This window comes from Streptomyces sp. NPDC028419 (genome assembly GCF_055565515.1).
The window spans coordinates 259212-276758 of sequence record NZ_JBVHUE010000001.1; the positions used below are offsets into that span (position 1 = coordinate 259212).

General features: G+C 70.9%; 15 protein-coding genes, 1 tRNA gene and 1 pseudogene. 10 read left to right on the forward strand and 7 right to left on the reverse strand.

Annotated features, from left to right (window positions below; genetic code table 11):
• Window positions 1-122: 122 nt before the first annotated feature.
• Complete coding sequence (gene crgA, locus ACZ4UB_RS01255) at window positions 123-377, reverse strand: cell division protein CrgA (protein ID WP_214931340.1); 255 nt, start codon at window positions 375-377, stop codon at window positions 123-125.
• A 91-nt stretch (window positions 378-468) separates the two neighbouring features.
• On the opposite strand from crgA, the gene ACZ4UB_RS01260 reads away from it, so the two are divergent.
• The 6 genes and pseudogenes from ACZ4UB_RS01260 to ACZ4UB_RS01285 all read left to right on the forward strand — a co-directional run bounded on the left by ACZ4UB_RS01260 (window position 469) and on the right by ACZ4UB_RS01285 (window position 4625).
• Window positions 469-1254, forward strand: coding sequence for a DUF881 domain-containing protein (locus ACZ4UB_RS01260; RefSeq protein ID WP_468067477.1), 786 nt, complete (start codon window positions 469-471; stop codon window positions 1252-1254).
• Complete coding sequence (locus ACZ4UB_RS01265) at window positions 1214-1975, forward strand: class E sortase (protein WP_468067478.1); 762 nt, start codon at window positions 1214-1216, stop codon at window positions 1973-1975. The genes ACZ4UB_RS01260 and ACZ4UB_RS01265 overlap by 41 nt, the downstream gene beginning before the upstream one ends.
• A 79-nt stretch (window positions 1976-2054) precedes the next feature.
• Window positions 2055-2231 carry a hypothetical protein gene (locus tag ACZ4UB_RS01270; protein ID WP_330331465.1) on the forward strand — a complete coding sequence of 59 codons (177 nt, stop codon included), beginning with the start codon at window positions 2055-2057 and terminating at the stop codon, window positions 2229-2231.
• Window positions 2228-2866 carry an aminodeoxychorismate/anthranilate synthase component II gene (locus tag ACZ4UB_RS01275; protein WP_468067479.1) on the forward strand — a complete coding sequence of 213 codons (639 nt, stop codon included), beginning with the start codon at window positions 2228-2230 and terminating at the stop codon, window positions 2864-2866. Before ACZ4UB_RS01270 ends, ACZ4UB_RS01275 begins: the two co-directional genes overlap by 4 nt.
• Window positions 2857-3825: pseudogene (locus ACZ4UB_RS01280) on the forward strand (class E sortase); the annotation flags it as partial. The gene ACZ4UB_RS01275 and the pseudogene ACZ4UB_RS01280, both read left to right, overlap by 10 nt.
• Window positions 3826-3899: 74 nt before the next feature.
• Complete coding sequence (locus ACZ4UB_RS01285; protein ID WP_354378804.1) at window positions 3900-4625, forward strand: class E sortase; 726 nt, start codon at window positions 3900-3902, stop codon at window positions 4623-4625.
• Window positions 4626-4783: 158 nt separating this feature from the next.
• Here the strand turns inward: ACZ4UB_RS01285 and pknB are convergent, their stop codons facing one another.
• The 6 genes from pknB to ACZ4UB_RS01315 all read right to left on the reverse strand — a co-directional run bounded on the left by pknB (window position 4784) and on the right by ACZ4UB_RS01315 (window position 12934).
• Window positions 4784-6796 (reverse strand): Stk1 family PASTA domain-containing Ser/Thr kinase, encoded by a 2013-nt coding sequence (pknB, locus tag ACZ4UB_RS01290; RefSeq protein WP_468067480.1) that lies wholly within the window; start codon window positions 6794-6796, stop codon window positions 4784-4786.
• A 236-nt stretch (window positions 6797-7032) separates the two neighbouring features.
• Complete coding sequence (locus tag ACZ4UB_RS01295; RefSeq protein ID WP_467957137.1) at window positions 7033-8496, reverse strand: peptidoglycan D,D-transpeptidase FtsI family protein; 1464 nt, start codon at window positions 8494-8496, stop codon at window positions 7033-7035.
• Window positions 8493-9917 (reverse strand): FtsW/RodA/SpoVE family cell cycle protein, encoded by a 1425-nt coding sequence (locus ACZ4UB_RS01300; protein ID WP_467957135.1) that lies wholly within the window; start codon window positions 9915-9917, stop codon window positions 8493-8495. The genes ACZ4UB_RS01295 and ACZ4UB_RS01300 overlap by 4 nt, the downstream gene beginning before the upstream one ends.
• Before the next feature lie 31 nt (window positions 9918-9948).
• On the reverse strand, window positions 9949-11487 hold the full coding sequence (locus ACZ4UB_RS01305) for a PP2C family protein-serine/threonine phosphatase (RefSeq protein WP_468067481.1): 1539 nt from the start codon (window positions 11485-11487) through the stop codon (window positions 9949-9951).
• 93 nt (window positions 11488-11580) lie between these two features.
• Window positions 11581-12093, reverse strand: a complete 513-nt coding sequence (locus tag ACZ4UB_RS01310; RefSeq protein ID WP_354378799.1) for an FHA domain-containing protein FhaB/FipA — start codon at window positions 12091-12093, stop codon at window positions 11581-11583.
• 10 nt (window positions 12094-12103) lie between these two features.
• Window positions 12104-12934 (reverse strand): FhaA domain-containing protein, encoded by an 831-nt coding sequence (locus tag ACZ4UB_RS01315; RefSeq protein WP_468067482.1) that lies wholly within the window; start codon window positions 12932-12934, stop codon window positions 12104-12106.
• Between the two features lie 291 nt (window positions 12935-13225).
• Between ACZ4UB_RS01315 and ACZ4UB_RS01320 the strand changes: the two genes are divergently transcribed.
• From ACZ4UB_RS01320 to ACZ4UB_RS01335, 4 genes are all read left to right on the forward strand, one after another.
• Window positions 13226-13308 (forward strand) — tRNA-Leu (locus ACZ4UB_RS01320).
• Window positions 13309-13507: 199 nt separating this feature from the next.
• Complete coding sequence (locus ACZ4UB_RS01325; protein WP_468067725.1) at window positions 13508-15187, forward strand: sensor histidine kinase; 1680 nt, start codon at window positions 13508-13510, stop codon at window positions 15185-15187.
• Window positions 15188-15265: 78 nt separating this feature from the next.
• Window positions 15266-15913, forward strand: a complete 648-nt coding sequence (locus tag ACZ4UB_RS01330; RefSeq protein ID WP_467957129.1) for a response regulator — start codon at window positions 15266-15268, stop codon at window positions 15911-15913.
• A gap of 119 nt (window positions 15914-16032) precedes the next feature.
• A complete protein-coding gene (locus tag ACZ4UB_RS01335; protein ID WP_468067483.1) occupies window positions 16033-17517 on the forward strand; it encodes a DUF2252 domain-containing protein in 1485 nt (494 codons plus the stop codon).
• Window positions 17518-17547 lie beyond the last annotated feature (30 nt).

The following is a 17547-nucleotide window of genomic DNA, read 5'->3' on the forward strand; positions in this document are numbered from 1 at the left end:
ACAGAGTTATCCACAGATCTTCTGCCTTTTTCCTCAGGTGTGGATGACGCTGTGGATAACTCATGGGGAGAGCTTGCTTCAGACCGCCGTTACTGCTGTGCCACCGCCGCGCCGCGGTCCGGTCACTTCCACTGCGTGGACACGCCGAAGCCTGCCGCGATGAAGCCGAAACCGACCACGATGTTCCAATTGCCGAGGGATTCGATCGGCAGCTGGGTGTCGGTCACATAGAAGACGACAATCCAGGCGAGACCGATGAGGAAGAACGCCAGCATGACCGGGGCTACCCAGCTGCGGTTCGTCAGCCTGATCGTCTGCGCCTGCTTCGCCGGCGGCGGGGTGTAATCGTCCTTCTTGCGGATACGTGACTTCGGCACGAGGGTCTCTCCTGTCGATGCGCTGGGGACCTTGCCTCCCCCGGGCGTCCGTTAGCGTAGTGGGTCTGTGGCGTTGAAGGAGAAGGGTACGTTGAGCAATTCCGACGACTCCTCCGCGGGTCCCCGTCGCCGGCTCAGGCCGGTCCGGCTGCTGACGGCCGCCGTGTTCGCCCTCGCGGGCCTGATCTTCGTCACCAGTTTCAACACGTCCAAGGGTACGAACATCCGCACGGACGGCTCACTCCTGAAGCTGTCCGACCTCATCCACGAGCGCAGCCAGAACAACGCCGAACTCGACGCGGACACCGCCGCGGTGCGCCGCGAGGTCGACGCGCTGGCCGATCGGGACGACGGCAGCAGCAAGGCCGAGGACGCCAAACTCGCGGCCCTGCGCGCCGCCGCGGGCACCGAGGAACTCTCCGGGCGGGCCGTCTCGGTCACCCTCAACGACGCCCCGCCGAACGCCACGGCCCGCATCCCCAACGTGCCCGAGCCGCAGCCCAACGACCTGGTGATCCACCAGCAGGACCTCCAGGCCGTGGTCAACGCCCTGTGGCAGGGCGGAGCCCGCGGGATCCAGGTCATGGACCAGCGGCTCATCTCCACCAGCGCCGTGCGCTGCGTGGGCAACACCCTGATCCTCCAGGGCCGGGTCTACTCGCCGCCCTACAAGGTCACGGCGATCGGCGACCCGGGCGCGCTGCGCAAGGCGCTCGCCGCCTCACCGGCCATCCAGAACTACCAGCTGTACGTCAACGCGTACGGGCTGGGCTGGAAAGTCGAGGAGCAGAAGGCGCTGACACTTCCGGGCTACTCCGGCACAGTGGACCTCCACTATGCGAAGCCCGTGGAGTCCGCGTCCGCATCCGCGTCCTGAGCCGGCCGGGCCGGGGCGCCGCCGGCCGTCCGCCCAGGCCGTACTGCGGCTGCTGGTACGGACGTTCAGCGAGGCGTGCCTGACGGTCGGCACGGTCATCGTGCTCTTCGTCGGCTACGTCCTGCTGTGGACCGGGGTCAAGGCCGACCGGGCCATGGACGGCGAGATGGACCGGCTGCACGACCGCTGGTCGGCGAGCGCCGCACCCGCGGCGGCCACCCCCCGGGATCCGGCCCCCGACCCCGCCCCCGAGCGGGGCCGGGCCTTCGCCGAGATGTACATACCGCGCTTCGGAGCGGACTGGAACAAGCCGGTCCTGGAGGGCACCGCCACCGACGTCCTCAAGAAGGGCCTCGGCCACTACGCGGGCACCGCGCTCCCGGGCGGCGAGGGCAATTTCTCAGTGGCCGGACACCGGCGCACGTACGGAGATCCCTTCAAGGATTTCCCCGAGCTGCGCCCCGGCGACCTGGTCATCGTGAAGGACGCCGCCGCCTGGTACACGTACACCATCCGGAACGAGCCACTGCGCACCCTGCCGACGGACGTCGCGGTGGTCGATCCCGTACCCCGCAAGTCCCCCTTCACCTCACCCGGCCGCTATCTGACCCTGACCACCTGTGATCCGGAATGGGGCCACAGCCACCGGCTGATCGTCTGGGCCGAACTCACCCGGACCAGGGCGGCCGCGCAGGGCAAACCGGAGGGATTGGCCGGCTGACCCCCCGCGCGCGCCCGCTGCCTTTAGGCTGTTGCGGTACCGCCCCCGCGGTACGTGGAGGGAAAGGGACGCGGACGGCATGTACGGCTGGATCTGGCGGCATCTGCCGGGCAACGCGTGGGTACGCGCGCTGATCTCCCTCGTGCTGATCCTCGCGGTGGTCTTCGTGCTCTTCCAGTACGTCTTCCCGTGGGCCGAACCGCTCCTTCCGTTCAACGATGTGACCGTCGACGAGGGATCGGGAGCCACCGGGTGAACGCGCGCATTCTGGTCGTGGACAACTACGACAGCTTTGTCTTCAACCTGGTCCAGTACCTCTACCAGCTCGGTGCCGAGTGCGAGGTCGTGCGCAACGACGAGGTCGGGCTCGCCCACGCCCAGGACGGCTTCGACGGCGTCCTGCTCTCCCCGGGCCCGGGCACGCCCGAGGAGGCCGGGGTCTGCGTCGAGATGGTCCGCCACTGCGCGAGCACCGGCGTGCCCGTCTTCGGCGTCTGCCTGGGCATGCAGTCGATGGCGGTGGCGTACGGCGGGGTCGTCGGCCGCGCCCCCGAGCTGCTGCACGGCAAGACCTCCCCAGTGGTCCATGCGGGCCAGGGCGTCTTCGCCGGCCTGCCGTCCCCCTTCACCGCGACCCGCTACCACTCCCTCGCCGCCGAGCCGCTGACGCTCCCGGACGAGCTGGAGGTCACGGCGCGCACCGAGGACGGGATCATCATGGGGCTGCGCCACCGCGAGCACGACGTCGAGGGCGTGCAGTTCCACCCCGAGTCGGTGCTGACCGAGTGGGGCCACAAGATGCTCGCCAACTGGCTGGTGCGCTGCGGTGACGCGGACGCGGTGGCACGTTCGGTGGGACTGGCCCCGGTGGTGGGCAAGGCCCTCGCGTGACGACCCTCGCGCCGCCCCCCGCGCCCCCCGGGGGCCGGGCCGCGCGGCGCAGGGCCGCCCAGGAGGCCGCCAAACGCTCCTCGCGGCGCGGTGGCAGGCGCCGCAGGGCGGGTGGCGCGGGAGGTGAAGCACCGGGCGCGGGCGCCCCGGGCGATGTCCGTCCGAGTGCTGGCGGTACGAGCGGTTCCGGAACGGGCCGTGCGCCGGCGGGTCGTGCGGCGGGGCGTGCGGCGGGTCGTGGCGGTACGCGCCGACGCGCGCGGCGGCGGCCCGGCGGCGGCCCGGTGGTGGTCGCGAGCAGACTCGCCGGTGAACTCTTCATCACCCTCGGCGTGGTGATGCTGCTCTTCGTCACCTACCAGCTCTGGTACACGAACGTGCTGGCCGAGCGGCAGGCGAGCGGCGCCGCGGGGACGCTGCGCAGCGACTGGGACACCGACAAGGCGGCGCCGCCCGTCGCCGCCTTCTCCCCGGGGCAGGGCTTCGCGATCCTGTACGTCCCCAAGCTGGACCTGAAGGTTCCGGTGGCGGAGGGGATCAGCAAGCCGAAGGTGCTGGACCGGGGCATGGTCGGGCACTACGGCGGCGAGGGTTCGCCGCAGTCGGCGATGCCGTCCGACAAGCAGGGCAACTTCGCGCTGGCGGGTCACCGCAACACCCATGGCGAACCGTTCCGCTACATCAACCGCCTGGTGCCCGGGGACAAGGTGGTGGTGGAGACGCGGGACACCTACTACACGTACGAGATGACCTCGACGCTGGCGCAGACCCCGCCGACGAACGTCTCCGTGATCAAGCCGGTGCCCGAGGGATCGGGCTTCACCACCCCCGGCCGCTACATCACGCTGACGACCTGCACCCCCGAGTTCACCAGCACCTACCGGCTGATCGTCTGGGGGAAGATGGTGGACGAGCGCCCGCGCGAGAAGGGCGCCCCGCCCGCGCTCGCCCGGCCGTAACACCCGCCGCCCCCACGGTCGGCGACCCGACAGCCCGCACCCGACAGCCCGCACCGACAGAGGACGAACCCGCAGTGTCACGTGCCCGCCGCGCCGCCCCCCGCGCCCGCGCCGACCGCAACCGGCTCGCCGGCTTCCTCAGCCTGCTGGGCGAACTGCTGATCACCGTCGGCCTGGTGCTCGCCCTGTTCGTGGCGTACTCGCTGTGGTGGACGAACGTCCTCGCCGACCGGCATGCCGCGCGGCGCGGCGATTCGGTCCGTCAGCAGTGGCAGGCGGCCCCGCCCGCGACGGCCCCCGAGGCGGGCGCCCTCGACACCGGGGACGGCATCGGCTTCCTGCACGTACCGGCGATGAAGAACGGCGAGGTGCTGGTCAAGCGCGGGACCTCGGCCGACGTCATCAACGACGGTGTCGCCGGGTACTACACGGAGCCGGTGAAGTCCGCGCTGCCGTGGGACAAGCAGGGCAACTTCACGCTGGCCGCGCACCGCGACGGGCACGGGGCGAAGTTCCACAACATCGACAAGGTGCGGACGGGCGACGCGGTCGTCTTCGAGACCCGCGACACCTGGTACGTCTACAAGGTCTTCGCCGAGCTGCGCCAGACCTCGAAGTACAACACCGACGTGATCACCCCCGTCCCGAAGGAATCGGGGAAGACCGCGCCCGGCCGCTACATCACGCTGACGACCTGCACCCCGGTGTACACCTCGAAGTTCCGCTACGTCGTGTGGGGCGAGCTGGTCCGCACGGACAAGGTGGACGCGAAGCGGACCCCGCCGCCCGAGCTGCGCTGATCCCCGCCCCCGCGGCCCTCGTCACCCCCGTGGCCCGTGGGCCCGGGAAGGCCCCTGGAGGGCCCTGTGCCGAACGCGAAGGAAGCTCTGGCCCTAGGGCCAGAGCTTCCTTCGTCATGCCGTGTACGGGCCGTGTACGGGCCCGGGCGCGCCGCGGGTCAGCGGCGGTTGCCGATCCCGCCGAGGATCCCGGCCCCCTGGTTGTTGCCGTTCTGCTGGCCGGGCATCGTGTTGACGTTGATCGCGGAGCCGGCGGCCACCGGCTGTCCGACGCCCGGGTCGGTGCTCAGGATCATCGCGTTGTCGTCCGAGGGGCCGGACAGGACCGTGCCGATGGTCAGCCCGCGGGCCGCCAGTTCCTGTCGGGCCTTGGCCAGGGTCTTGCCCGCGAGGAGGGGCACGGTGGTGGCCTGGGCGGCCCGGGCGATGGTGACGTTGACCGCGGTCCCCGTCTCGACCTGCGTACCCGGGGCCAGTTCCTGACCGATGATCGACTTCGGCGGCGCGGTGGAGTCGCCCTCGGTGGTGCTGCCGAGCTTGAGCTTCAGGTCGCTCAGGGTCTTGGACGCCTTGTCCGTGGTCATGCCGGTGAGGTCGGGAACGACCGCCTTCGACGGTTCCTTGGCCACCGTCAGGGTGATGGTCGAACCCTTCTCGACGGCGGTGCCGGCCTTCGGGTTCTGCTCCAGCACGGTGCCCGGGGTGCTCTCGGACTCCTGGGACTTGCGCTCGACCTGGAAGCCCTTCTCCTTGAGCGCGGCCTCGGCCTGGTCGAAGGGCAGTCGCTTCACGTCGATGACCTGGACCTTGGGCGCGCCCGTGGACACCTTCACCTTGATGACCGTGTTCTTGTCGACCTTGGTGTCGGGCGCCGGGTTCTGCTCGCAGACGGTGCCCTTGGGCTGCGCGTCGCACGGCTCCTCGGCTTCCTTCTCGATCTTCAACCCGATGTTCGTCGCCCGGTCGCTCGCCCGCTCGAAGGTGTCGCCGATCAGCTTGGGCACGGACGGCCGGTTGTCGGCGGTGTTGTTGAAGAGGGAGCGCCCGATCAGGATCGCGCCGACCAGGACGAGGATCCCGGCCGCCACGAGCAGGAAGGTGGAGGCCCTGTTCTTCTTCTGGCGGCGGCGCGGGCCCTGGTCGTAGCCGCCGTGGCCCTGGTCGCCGTAGCCGTAACCGCCGTCGCCGGGCGGCATCGGCGGCATCATCGAGGTCTGCCCGGCGTCGGTGGCGCGCAGGGCGGTGGTCGGCTGGTCGTAGCCGCCCTGGTTCTGGTCCGGGTAGGGGTAGGCGCCGTAGCCCGCGCCCATGTTCGCGGCCGCGGCGACGGGCTGGCCGTCGAGGCAGGCCTCGATGTCGGCGCGCATCTCGTCGGCGGACTGGTAGCGGTAGTCGGGGTCCTTGACCAGCGCCTTGAGGACGATGGCGTCCATCTCGGGCGTGATCTCGGGGTCGAAGTTGCTCGGCGGCTGCGGTTCCTCGCGCACGTGCTGGTACGCGACGGCGACCGGGGAGTCGCCGATGAACGGGGGCCGGACCGTGAGCAGCTCGTAGAGCAGGCAGCCCGCGGAGTAGAGGTCGGAGCGCGCGTCGACCTGCTCGCCCTTGGCCTGCTCCGGCGAGAGGTACTGCGCGGTGCCGATGACGGCCGCGGTCTGCGTCATCGTCATGCCGGAGTCGCCCATGGCGCGGGCGATGCCGAAGTCCATCACCTTGACCTGCCCGGTGCGCGTCAGCATGACGTTCGCGGGCTTGATGTCGCGGTGGACGATCTGGGCGCGGTGCGAGTACTCGAGCGCCTGGAGGATGCCGATGGTCATTTCCAGGGTGCGCTCGGGCAGCAACTTGCGACCGGAGTGCAGCAGCTCGCGCAGGGTGGAGCCGTCGACGTACTCCATCACGATGTAGGGGATCGAGATGTTGTCGACGTAGTCCTCGCCGGTGTCGTACACGGCGACGATGGCGGGATGGTTGAGCGAGGCGGCCGACTGGGCCTCGCGCCGGAACCGTGCCTGGAAGGACGGGTCGCGAGCGAGGTCGGCGCGCAGTGTCTTGACGGCGACGGTACGGCCGAGCCGGGTGTCGTGGGCGAGGTAGACCTCGGCCATGCCACCGCGGCCGAGCACGTGGCTCAGCTCGTACCGACCGCCGAGGCGACGCGGCTCTTCCATAACGTTCCAGCCCTCTCCGTCAGTCCCTACCGCACCCGTGTGAGGTCCGGCGGTGCGCTGTCCGCGCAAAGGCTACCGGCCGCGTGTCGCCGATCGGCCCGTGACCACAGGCCGATACCGGACCGGTACCGTGTGCTCCCACGTGCGCGGGGACCGTGATCCGGGTCACCGCGGGTCGGACGCGGTGGCCGCGCGGGCCCGCGGCGCGGGCGGGTCGTATCGGGGCCATTCCCGGCTCAGCCCTGGTTCTTGAGCACGGCGTTCATGACCGCGAGCGCCACGGGCGCGGCGAGACCGCCACCGGTGATGTCCTCGCGGTCGGCCGCGCTGTCCTCGATCACGACGGCGACGGCGACGGGCGAGCCCTTGTCGGTCTTGGCGTAGGAGATGAACCAGGCGTAGGGGCGCTTGGCGTTCTTCTCGCCGTGCTGCGCGGTACCGGTCTTGCCGCCGACCGTGACACCGTTGATCTTGGCGCCGGTACCGGTGCCGTTCTCGACGACGTCGACCATCATCTGCTGGACCTTCTGCGCGTTCGCGGGGGAGAGCGGGCGGCTCATCTCCTCCGGCTCGTGCGTCTGCAGGACGTCGAGGTTGGGCGCGGTCACCTTGTCGACCATGTACGGCTTCATCAGCTTGCCGTCGTTGGCGATCGCGGCGGTGACCATGGCCATCTGGAGCGGGGTGGCGGCGGTGTTGAACTGGCCGATGGAGCTGAGCGCGTTGCCCGGCTTGTCCATGGTCTTGTCGTAGACGCTCGTGAACGCGCGGACCGGGGTGTCGATCTTGTCGTTGTTGAAGCCGAACTTCTCGGCGGTCTTCACCATGTTGTCCCGCCCCACCTTGTTGCCCATGTTGGCGAAGACGGAGTTGCAGGAGACTTCGAGGGCCCGCAGGAGGCTGGCCTTCTCGCACCCGGAGGCGTGGTTGACCATCGGGGTCTTGGTGTCCGGCAGGATGTACGGCTCGGGGGTGTCGGTCGGCGCGTTGATGTCGGAGACGACACCGTTCTCCAGCGCCGCGGCCGCGGTGACGACCTTGAAGGTCGAGCCGGGCGGGTAGGTCTCGCGCAGGGCGCGGTTGACCAGGTTCTTGTCCTCGCTGTCCTTGAGCGCGACCCAGGCCTTCTCGTCGGCCTTGGAGTTGCCCGCGAAGGTGGAGGGGTCGTACGAGGGGGTGCTGGCCAGCGCCAGGATCGCGCCGGTGCGCGGGTCGATGGCGGCGACCGCGCCCTTCTTGCTGCCGAGCGAGGTGAAGGCGGCCTTCTGGGCGGCGGGGTTCAGCGTGGTGACGACGTTGCCGCCCTGCTTCTTCTCGCCCGTGAACATGCCGATGGTGCGGTCGAAGAACAGTCGGTCGTCGTTGCCGGTGAGGATGCCGTCTTCCAGCGACTCGAGCTGGCTGGAGCCGAAGGCCTGCGAGGCGTACCCGGTGACCGGCGCCCACATGGGGCCGTCGAGGTAGGTGCGCTTGAACTTGTAGTCGCTGCCGTTGGTGACGACCGAGCCGGTGATGGGCTGGCCGCCGCCGACGATGATGTTGCCGCGCTCCGCGGAGTACTGGGCGATCTGGACCCGGCGGTTCTCCTTGCGGGTGCTGAGGTCCTCGGCCTTGACGTACTGGAGCCAGTTGGTCCGCAGCAGCAGGGCGAGGACGAGCAGCCCGCAGAAGATCGAGATGCGACGCAGGGGCTTGTTCATGAGGGGCGGACCACCTGGGTCATCTCGGAGTCGGGGGACGGTGCCGGGGCCGGTGCGGGGCGGCGTGCGGTGTCGCTGATCCGGATGAGGATCCCGATGAGAGCCCAGTTCGCGAGGACGGAGGAGCCGCCGGACGCGAGGAACGGCATGGTCATGCCGGTGAGGGGGATGAGGCCCATGACGCCACCCGCGACGACGAAGACCTGGATGGCGAAGGCGCCGGAGAGCCCGATCGCGAACAGCTTGCCGAAGGGGTCGCGGGCGGCGAGCGCCGTGCGCACGCCGCGCTCGATGATCAGGCCGTAGAGCAGCAGGAAGGCCATGACGCCCGCCAGCCCGAGCTCCTCGCCGACGGTGGAGAAGATGAAGTCGGAGTTGGCGGCGAAGAGGATCAGGTCGGAGTGGCCCTGGCCGAGGCCGGTGCCGAGGACACCGCCGGAGCCGAAGCTCATCAGGGACTGGCCGACCTGCTCGCAGGCGCCGGAGGTGGCGTAGCAGTCGAAGGGGTCGAGCCAGGCGGTGACGCGGACCTTGACGTGGCTGGCGGTGGTGCCGACCACGACGGCGCCCGCGACGCTCATGAGCAGGCCGATGACGATCCAGCTGGTCCGCTCGGTGGCGACGTACAGCATGATCACGAACATGCCGAAGAAGAGGAGCGAGGTGCCGAGGTCGTTCTCGAAGACGAGGACGAGCAGGCTCATGCCCCAGATCATCAGGATCGGGCCGAGGTCGCGGCCGCGCGGCAGGTAGAGCCCCATGAAGCGGCGGCTGGCCAGCGCGAGCGCATCGCGCTTGACCATCAGGTACCCGGCGAAGAAGACCGCGATGATGATCTTCGCGAACTCGCCGGGCTGGATGGAGAAGCCGGCCAGGCTGATCCAGATCTTGGCGCCGTAGACGTCGGCGCCCAGGCCCGGGATGACGGGCAGGATCAGCAGGACGAGCGAGACCGCCATGGAGATGTACGTGAACCGCTGGAGCGTGCGGTGGTCCTTGAGCAGCAGCAGCACGCCCGCGAACAGCGCGAGGCCGACCGCCGTGTAGAACATCTGGTTCGGCGCGGAGGGGGAGAACCCGCCGAACTGCCGCTTGGCCAGGTTCTGGAGCCGCTCCGACTGGTCCAGGCGCCAGATGAAGACCAGGCCCAGGCCGTTGAGCAGGGTGCCCAGCGGAAGCAGCAGCGGGTCGGCGTACTTGGCGTACCGGCGCACGACGAGGTGGGCCAGGCCCGCCAGCAGGCCGAGGCCGAGCCCGTACGCGAGCATGCCCGGGGGCAGCTTGCCGTGCACCGCGAGACCTACGTTGGCGTAGGCGAAGATCGGGATGACCACGGCGAACGCGAGCAGCAGGAGCTCGGTGTTGCGCCGGCTCGGCAGCTCGATGGCGCCGATGGTGGTCGTGTTCGTGACAACGCTCATGGTGTGGCAGGCCCCCTGTGCCCGCGTCTGTCTACTGCTTCCCGCATTGGCCGACCAGCTTCTGCTCCTCAGGAGTCAGGCTGGCGCTGGGCGCCGGGGTCTGGTTGGGCTGGCCCTCCGCGTTGCGGCGCGCCTCTTCCTTCTTGCAGGCCGAGACCTGGAGGGCGAGTTCGTCGATCTTCTTGCGGGCGCTGTCGAGGCTGCCTTCGCTGATGGTGGCCTCGACGAGCTTCTGCTGGAAGGACGGCAGGTACTTCAGCTCGATGTCCGGCTGGTCCGCCTCGACCGACGAGAGCTTGAACCAGGCGAGATCCTGGCTGATCCCCCGGTAGAGCGCGACGTGCCCGTCCTTGGCGCCGACGTAGTACTGGGTCTGCGTCCAACGGTGGGCCGCGTACAGCCCGCCGCCGAGCAGCCCGGCCACGATGAGCAGGGTCAGCGTGCGGGTCGTCCACTTGCGCCCTTTGCTGCGGCGCCGGCGCGGGTGGTCGTAGGTGTCGTCGTAGGCCGAGGAATCGCCGTCGTAGCCGTCGGCCTCGCCGAAGCTGCCGTACGCGCCACCGCCGCCGCCCGCGGGGTACCCCGCGTCGGGAGCGGCGCCGTAGCCGGGGCCCTCGCCGCTGCCGGGGGGGCCGAAGGCGCCGGGGGGCGGCGGGGCCTGGCGGCCCAGCCCGGAGGCGCGGCCGGCCGGGGTCTGCATGGCGTTGCCGCCGTCGAAGAGCTGGTGCTGGTTCTCGGCGACCGCGCCCACGACGACCGGGGTGTCGTTGAGCTGGGCGGCGAGGGTGTCACCGCTGTCGGTGTCGAGGACGTCCGCGACGATGCAGGTGATGTTGTCCGGGCCGCCGCCGCGCAGGGCGAGCTGGATCAGCGCCTGCACGGTCTCGTGCGGGCCGTGGTAGTCGGCCAGGGTCTCTTCCAGGGTCTGGTGCGAGACCACGCCGGAGAGCCCGTCGGAACAGATGAGGTAGCGGTCGCCGGGCCTGACCTCGCGGATCGAGAGGTCGGGTTCCACGTGCTCGCCGCTGCCCAGGGCTCTCATCAGGAGCGAGCGCTGGGGGTGGGTGGTGGCTTCCTCTTCGGTGATCCGGCCCTCGTCGACCAGCCGCTGGACCCACGTGTGGTCCTGGGTGATCTGGGTGAGGAGACCGTCGCGCAGCAGGTAGGCGCGGGAGTCACCGACGTGGACGAGGCCGAGGCGCTGACCGGTCCAGAGCAGGGCGGTGAGCGTGGTGCCCATGCCCTCCAGCTGGGGGTCCTCCTCGACCATGACGCGCAGCTGGTCGTTCGCGCGCTGCACGGCCGTGGCCAGCGAGGTCAGGATGTCGGAGCCGGGGACGTCGTCGTCGAGCTGGACCAGGGTGGAGATCACCTCGGAACTGGCGACCTCACCGGCGGCCTGGCCACCCATGCCGTCGGCGATCGCGAGCAGGCGCGGACCGGCGTAGCCGGAGTCCTCGTTGCCCTCGCGGATCATGCCCTTGTGCGATCCGGCGGCGAACCGCAGGGACAGACTCATGCGCACCTGCCCAGTCGACGATGGCTCCGGGTACAACCGGTCTCGAGCCACACTGCCCACCCTCCGGTCGGGAGCGCGCGCGGGTCCGTCGCCCCAAGGGGACGGACCGCCGCGGCTCGCTCGCTCCGCTCGCTCATTCTCGTACTACTTCCGCAGCTCGATGACGGTCTTGCCGATGCGGATCGGGGCGCCCGGAGGAATGGGCGTCGGGGTGGTCAGCCGGGTCCGGTCGAGATACGTGCCGTTGGTGGACCCGAGATCCTCGACGATCCACTGGCCGTCACGGTCGGGGTAGATCCTGGCATGCCGGCTGGAGGCGTAGTCGTCGTCCAGCACGATCGTGGAATCGTGGGCCCGGCCCAGCGTGATGGTCTGCCCCTGGAGGGCGACCGTGGTGCCCGTGAGGGTGCCCTCGGAGACGACCAGCTTGGTCGGCGCACCGCGGCGCTGGCGCTGCTGCGGTGGCGCGGCCTGACGGCCGCCGCCCGACTGCTGCTGTTGCTGCGGGGCGCGGTTGTCGCCGCCGCGGCGTGAACCGCGCTGCGTCACCCGCGTCCCGAAGAGGTCGCTACGGATGACCTGGACGGCCACGATGACGAACAGCCACAGAACGGCCAGGAAACCCAACCGCATGACCGTAAGGGTCAGCTCTGACATTGCCCCCGCTTCACCCTTCGGCTTGCCGATAAATGATGGTCGTGTTGCCCACGACGATCCGCGAGCCGTCGCGGAGCGTAGCGCGGGTGGTGTGCTGCCCGTCCACCACGATGCCGTTGGTGGACCCGAGATCCTGGATCGAGGGAGGCGTTCCGGTCCGGATCTCACAGTGCCGGCGCGAGACGCCGGGGTCGTCGATCCGCACGTCGGCTTCGGTGCTTCGGCCGAGTACGAGCGTGGCGCGCGAGATCTGGTGGCGGGTGCCGTTGATCTCGATCCAGCAGCGCGTGGCGCCGCCGTTTCCCGGCACCGGACCGGGACCCGGGCGCCGCTGGGGGTCGCCCGGAGGGTTGTGGGGCATGGGCGGGGCGGCGACGGGCGGATACCCGTAACCGCCGGCACGGCCCTGGCCGGGCGCGGGCTGAGCCTGCTGCGGCTGGCCCTGGTCGCCCTGCGGCTGGGAGGTGCTGGAGGCGAGGGTGCGACTGCGGACCCGGTACAGACCGGTGTCCAGGTCGTCCGCCTTCTCCAGGTGGACCTTGATGGGCCCCATGAAGCTGTAGCGCTGCTGCTTGGCGTAGTCCCGCACGAGGCCGGCCAACTCGTCGCCGAGCTGCCCGGAGTAGGGGCTCAGCCGCTCGTAGTCGCCGGCGCTCAGCTCCACGATGAAGTCGTTGGGGACGACGGTCCGCTCGCGGTTCCAGATGGTCGCGTTGTTGTCGCACTCGCGCTGCAGTGCGCCCGCGATCTCGACCGGCTGGACCTCGGACTTGAAGACCTTGGCGAAGGTGCCGTTCACCAGACCTTCGAGTCGCTGCTCGAACCGCTTCAGAACTCCCATGGGGCACCTCCTCCGTCGTTGTCGCCCTGTACTGCTTACTGATCGTATCCACGCGTGGCGGATTCGGCTGGTTCCCCTCCGGGTCCGCGGCGAGGAGTGTTGGTCCTCACAAGGGATCGTAGGGTCGCCCGGACAACAGTGTCCCGCACCCGGAGCGCTGTCCGGGAGGGGCTGGCGGGACTGTCGGTGGGCGCCGGGGAAAGCGATGTGATTCCACCCCCTCTGACGTGTTAGTGTTCCGATGTCGCCAGGGGAACGGACCGCAAGGGAAGAACCGCTGGAGAGCTACTCGGGCGAGTGGCGGAACGGCAGACGCGCTGGCTTCAGGTGCCAGTGTCCTTCGGGACGTGGGGGTTCAAATCCCCCCTCGCCCACGTGTGAGAAGCCCCGCAGATCATCGATCTGCGGGGCTTCTTCGTTGTGTCCGGAGCGGGCCGCCGGGTCCCGCGTGCCGGAAGTCCGGCGGCGGCGGATTGTGGGCTGTCCGACTTTCGTCGGCGAGGGCGCGACGAAAGTGGGCGGACGGGCGGTGCGGGCGCTGTCTAGGGTCGGGGCGTGAATGCGACGGCGAGGATGCGCGCGGGCCTGGACTGGCTGAGGGGGCCCGAACCGTGGACCGCCCGGGGGGTGGCCGGCGACGTGGTGCTCGTCGCCGTGATGGTGACGGTCGGGCTGGGCGTCGAGGAGTTGGACCGCGGCTCCCCCCAACGGATGCTGGGCGGCGCGGTGGCCGTCCTGCTGCTCACCCTGCTGCGCCGGCGGCTGCCGGTGGCCACGCTGATCGTGGGCTCGGCGCTCGCCGCGTACCTGCCCGGTGCGTTCCTCGTGATGATCCTGCTCGGCTGGTCGGCGGGCCGGCGCATCGACGGGGTCGTGCGGGCGCTGGGTGCCTTCACCCTCGCCTTCCTCGTCTCGGTCGGGCTGAGCATGTACAAGGACGGGTCCGGCGGCCGGATCGTCCTGGTGATCGTCCTCAGCATCCTCATCTTCCTGGCCGTGACCGTCATCCCGGCGCTCGTCAGTCGCTACTGGTCCCAGCGCCGGACGCTGCTGCGCGCCCTCCAGGAACGCAACGCCCAGCTCATGCGCGAGCGGGCGATCATCGCCGGACAGGCGAGGCTGCGCGAGCGGCAGCGGATCGCCCAGGACATGCACGACAGCCTGGGGCACCAACTGGCCCTGATCTCGGTGCACACCGGCGCGCTGGAGGTCGATCCGGCGCTGACCGAACGCCAGCGCGAGGCGGTCGGGGTGCTGCGGCAGGCCTCGGTCGCGGCCATGCACGAGCTGCGCGAGGTCGTCGGCATCCTGCGGGACGGGGTCGAGGCGCCCGTACCGGTGGAGGAGTCCGCGGGGCCCGCGGCGCGCGGGATCGCCGGGATCGCAGGGATCGTCGAGGCGGCGCGCGGCGCGGGCACCGACGTCCGGCTGATCACCACGGGACGGCCGAGGCCGCTCGTCGCGGCCTGCGACCACGCGGCGTACCGGATCGCCCAGGAGTCGCTCACCAATGCCTACAAGCACGCACCGGGTGCGCCGATCACGGTGGAACTGCGGTACGAGGACGACTCCCTGGTGGTGGAGATCGCCAACGGTCCGGTCGCCGTACCCGGCGCGGGCGAGGTGGTCTCGGGCGGACAGGGGCTGACGGGGCTGCGCGAGCGGGCCCGGCTCGTCGGCGGGATGGTCCATGCCGGGCCGATCGAGGGCGGCGGCTTCCGGGTGGCCGGGGTGCTCCCGTACGGGAGCGAACCGGCCGGGGCGCGGGAGAGCGGGGCGGCGGAGGTGGCCGATGACTTCGGGCAGCAGCTGCGGGCGCCGTCGGGCAAGGGTGTGGCCGCGCCCGTGGACTGGTCCGCGGTCGACCGGGAGCTGCGGCGGGGACGCAGCAGGACCGGCGGCGTCGCGCTGGGCTGCGGGGTCGCCTTCGCGGCGCTCGTGGTGCTGGTGATCGTGATCGGGGCCGCCGTGACCCTGCTGGTGGGCTCGGTGAGCGACGTGACGATCAGTCGGTCCGACTACGACGCCGCCACGGTGGGGGAGTCGGAGGACGTGGTGCGCGGGCGGCTGCCCGACGACAGCAGCATCCTGACCAACGGCCTGGAGGACAAGGGCCCGCCGCCGCCCCAGGGCACGCACTGCATGGCACTGTTGGGCACCGGGAGCGGGGAGCTGTCCACCGACAGCGTTTTCCGGTTCTGCTTCAAGGACGGCAAGCTCGTGGAGAAGCAGGCGTACGAGGTCAAGCAGTAGGAGCGGCGGGAGCGGACGCGGGTGACTGGCGTGACGGGGACGACGGGGGCGGTGGGACCGACGGGAGCGCCGAGCGGTGTGATCAGAGTGGTGATCGCCGACGACGAACCGCTCATCCGGGCCGGGATCAGGATGATCCTGACCTCCGCCCCGGACATCGAGGTGGTCGCCGAGGCCGCGAACGGGCGGGAGGCCGTGGAGCTGGCGCGCGCCCACGCGCCCGACGTGGTGCTGCTGGACATCCAGATGCCCGTGATGGACGGGCTGGCCGCGCTCGACGAGCTGGTGCGGGCGGCGCCCTCGGCGCACGCCTTGATCCTGACGACCTTCGGGGAGCGGGAGAACGTGCTGCGGGCGTTGTCCCACGGCAGTGCGGGCTTCCTGCTGAAGGACTCCGCTCCGGGCGAGCTGATCGGGGCGGTCCGGGCGGCCGCGGCGGGGGACGCCTACCTCTCCCCGGCGGCGACCCGGCACGTCGTGGACCAGCTGGCGTCGGGCCGGTCGGCGGGGCGCGCCGAGGACGCCCGTCGCCGCGTCGCGGCGCTGAGCGAGCGCGAGCGCGGGGTGTTGGCCTTGTTGGGCGAGGGGCTCTCCAACGCGGACGCCGGGCGACGGCTGCACATGAGCGAGGCGACGGTGAAGACGTACGTGAGCCGGATCCTGGCGAAGCTGGGATGTGAGAACCGGGTGCAGGCGGCGCTGCTCGCGCGGGACGCCGGACTCTGATGTACCCCTTGACCCCCCTTCCCCGGCTCTGTCCCGATCGGTACGGTCATCCGCGAACGAGCAGTGATCCAGACGTGCAGTGGTTCATCCGCGCACGTGATCTAGCGGGGGCGGCACACATGGCGGCGGTACCGGACCGGGGCGCGGCGAAGGCCAACGGCAGGACCCACAGCAGGGCCTCGGGCAAGGCCGGTGGCAGGGCGGCGACCGCCGAGCGGATTCCGGAGGTCGCGGGGTACGCGGCGCGGGTGGCGGCGACCGGTGCGGGCTCCCCCCGGGCCGAGGGCAGGGCGCTGCGGGACCGGGTGCCGCGCGCCGCGCACGCGCGGTTCGCGCTCGTGGCCGGACGTCCGGACGCGGTGCGCGCGGTGGAGGAGTCCAACGTCGGGCGGGTGGCGGAGCTGACGCCGATACGCGTGGGCCGGATGGCGGCCAACCCCTTCGCGTTCCTGCGCGGGGCCGCCGGCCTGATGGCCCACGACCTGGCGGCGACGCCGGTGACCGGGGTGGGCGCGCAGATCTGCGGGGACGCCCACGCGGCCAACTTCGGGCTGTACGGCGATGCCCGAGGGCGGCTGGTCATCGACCTCAACGACTTCGACGAGACCGTCTTCGGGCCCTGGGAGTGGGACCTCAAGCGGCTGGCCACCTCGCTGGTGCTGGCCGGCCGGGTGGCGGGGGCGGACGAGGACACCTGCCGGGCGGCCGCGCTGGACACGGTCGGCGCCTACCGCCGCACGATGCGGTTGCTGGCCAAGTTGCCGGCGCTGGACGCCTGGAACGCCATCGCCGACGAGGAACTGGTCTCGCACACCGACGCCCGGGATCTGCTGGGCACGCTGGAGCGGGTGTCGGAGAAGGCCCGTAACAACACCAGTGCGCGGTTCGCCGCCAAGTCCACCGAGCTCGCGCCCGACGGCAGCCGCCGTTTCGTGGACGCGCTGCCGGTGCTGCGGCGGGTCGGGGACCAGGAGGCGGCGGCGGTCGCGGCCTCGCTGGGCCCGTACCTGGACACGCTCCAGGGGGACCGGCTGCCGCTGCTGGCCCGGTACGCGATCCAGGACGTGGCCTTCCGGGTGGTGGGCACGGGCAGCGTCGGGACGCGCTCCTACGTGGTGCTGCTGCTGGACCACCGCGGTGAGCCGCTGGTGCTCCAGGTGAAGGAGGCGCGGCCCTCGGTGCTCCTGCCGCACCTGTCGGGGCTGGGCTTCGACGTCCCGCCGGAGGAGCACGAGGGCCGCCGGGTGGTCGCCGGCCAGAAGCGGATGCAGGTCGTCTCCGACATCCTGCTCGGCTGGACCACGGTCGAGGGCCGTCCCTTCCAGGTGCGGCAGTTCCGCAACCGCAAGGGCAGCGTGGACCCGGCCGCGCTCGCCGTGGACCAGATCGACGACTACGGCCGGATGACCGGGGCGCTGCTCGCGCGGGCACACGCGCACAGTGCCGATCCGCGGGTCCTGGCCGGGTACTGCGGCAAGAACGAGGAACTGGACGAGGCGGTCGCCGCCTTCGCGGTGGCCTACGCCGACCGCAGCGAGGCCGACCACGCGGATCTGGTGGCCGCGGTGCGGTCCGGGCGGGTCGCCGCCGAGTCGGGTGTGTGAGGGATGTTTCACGTGAAACGCGCGCTTCGG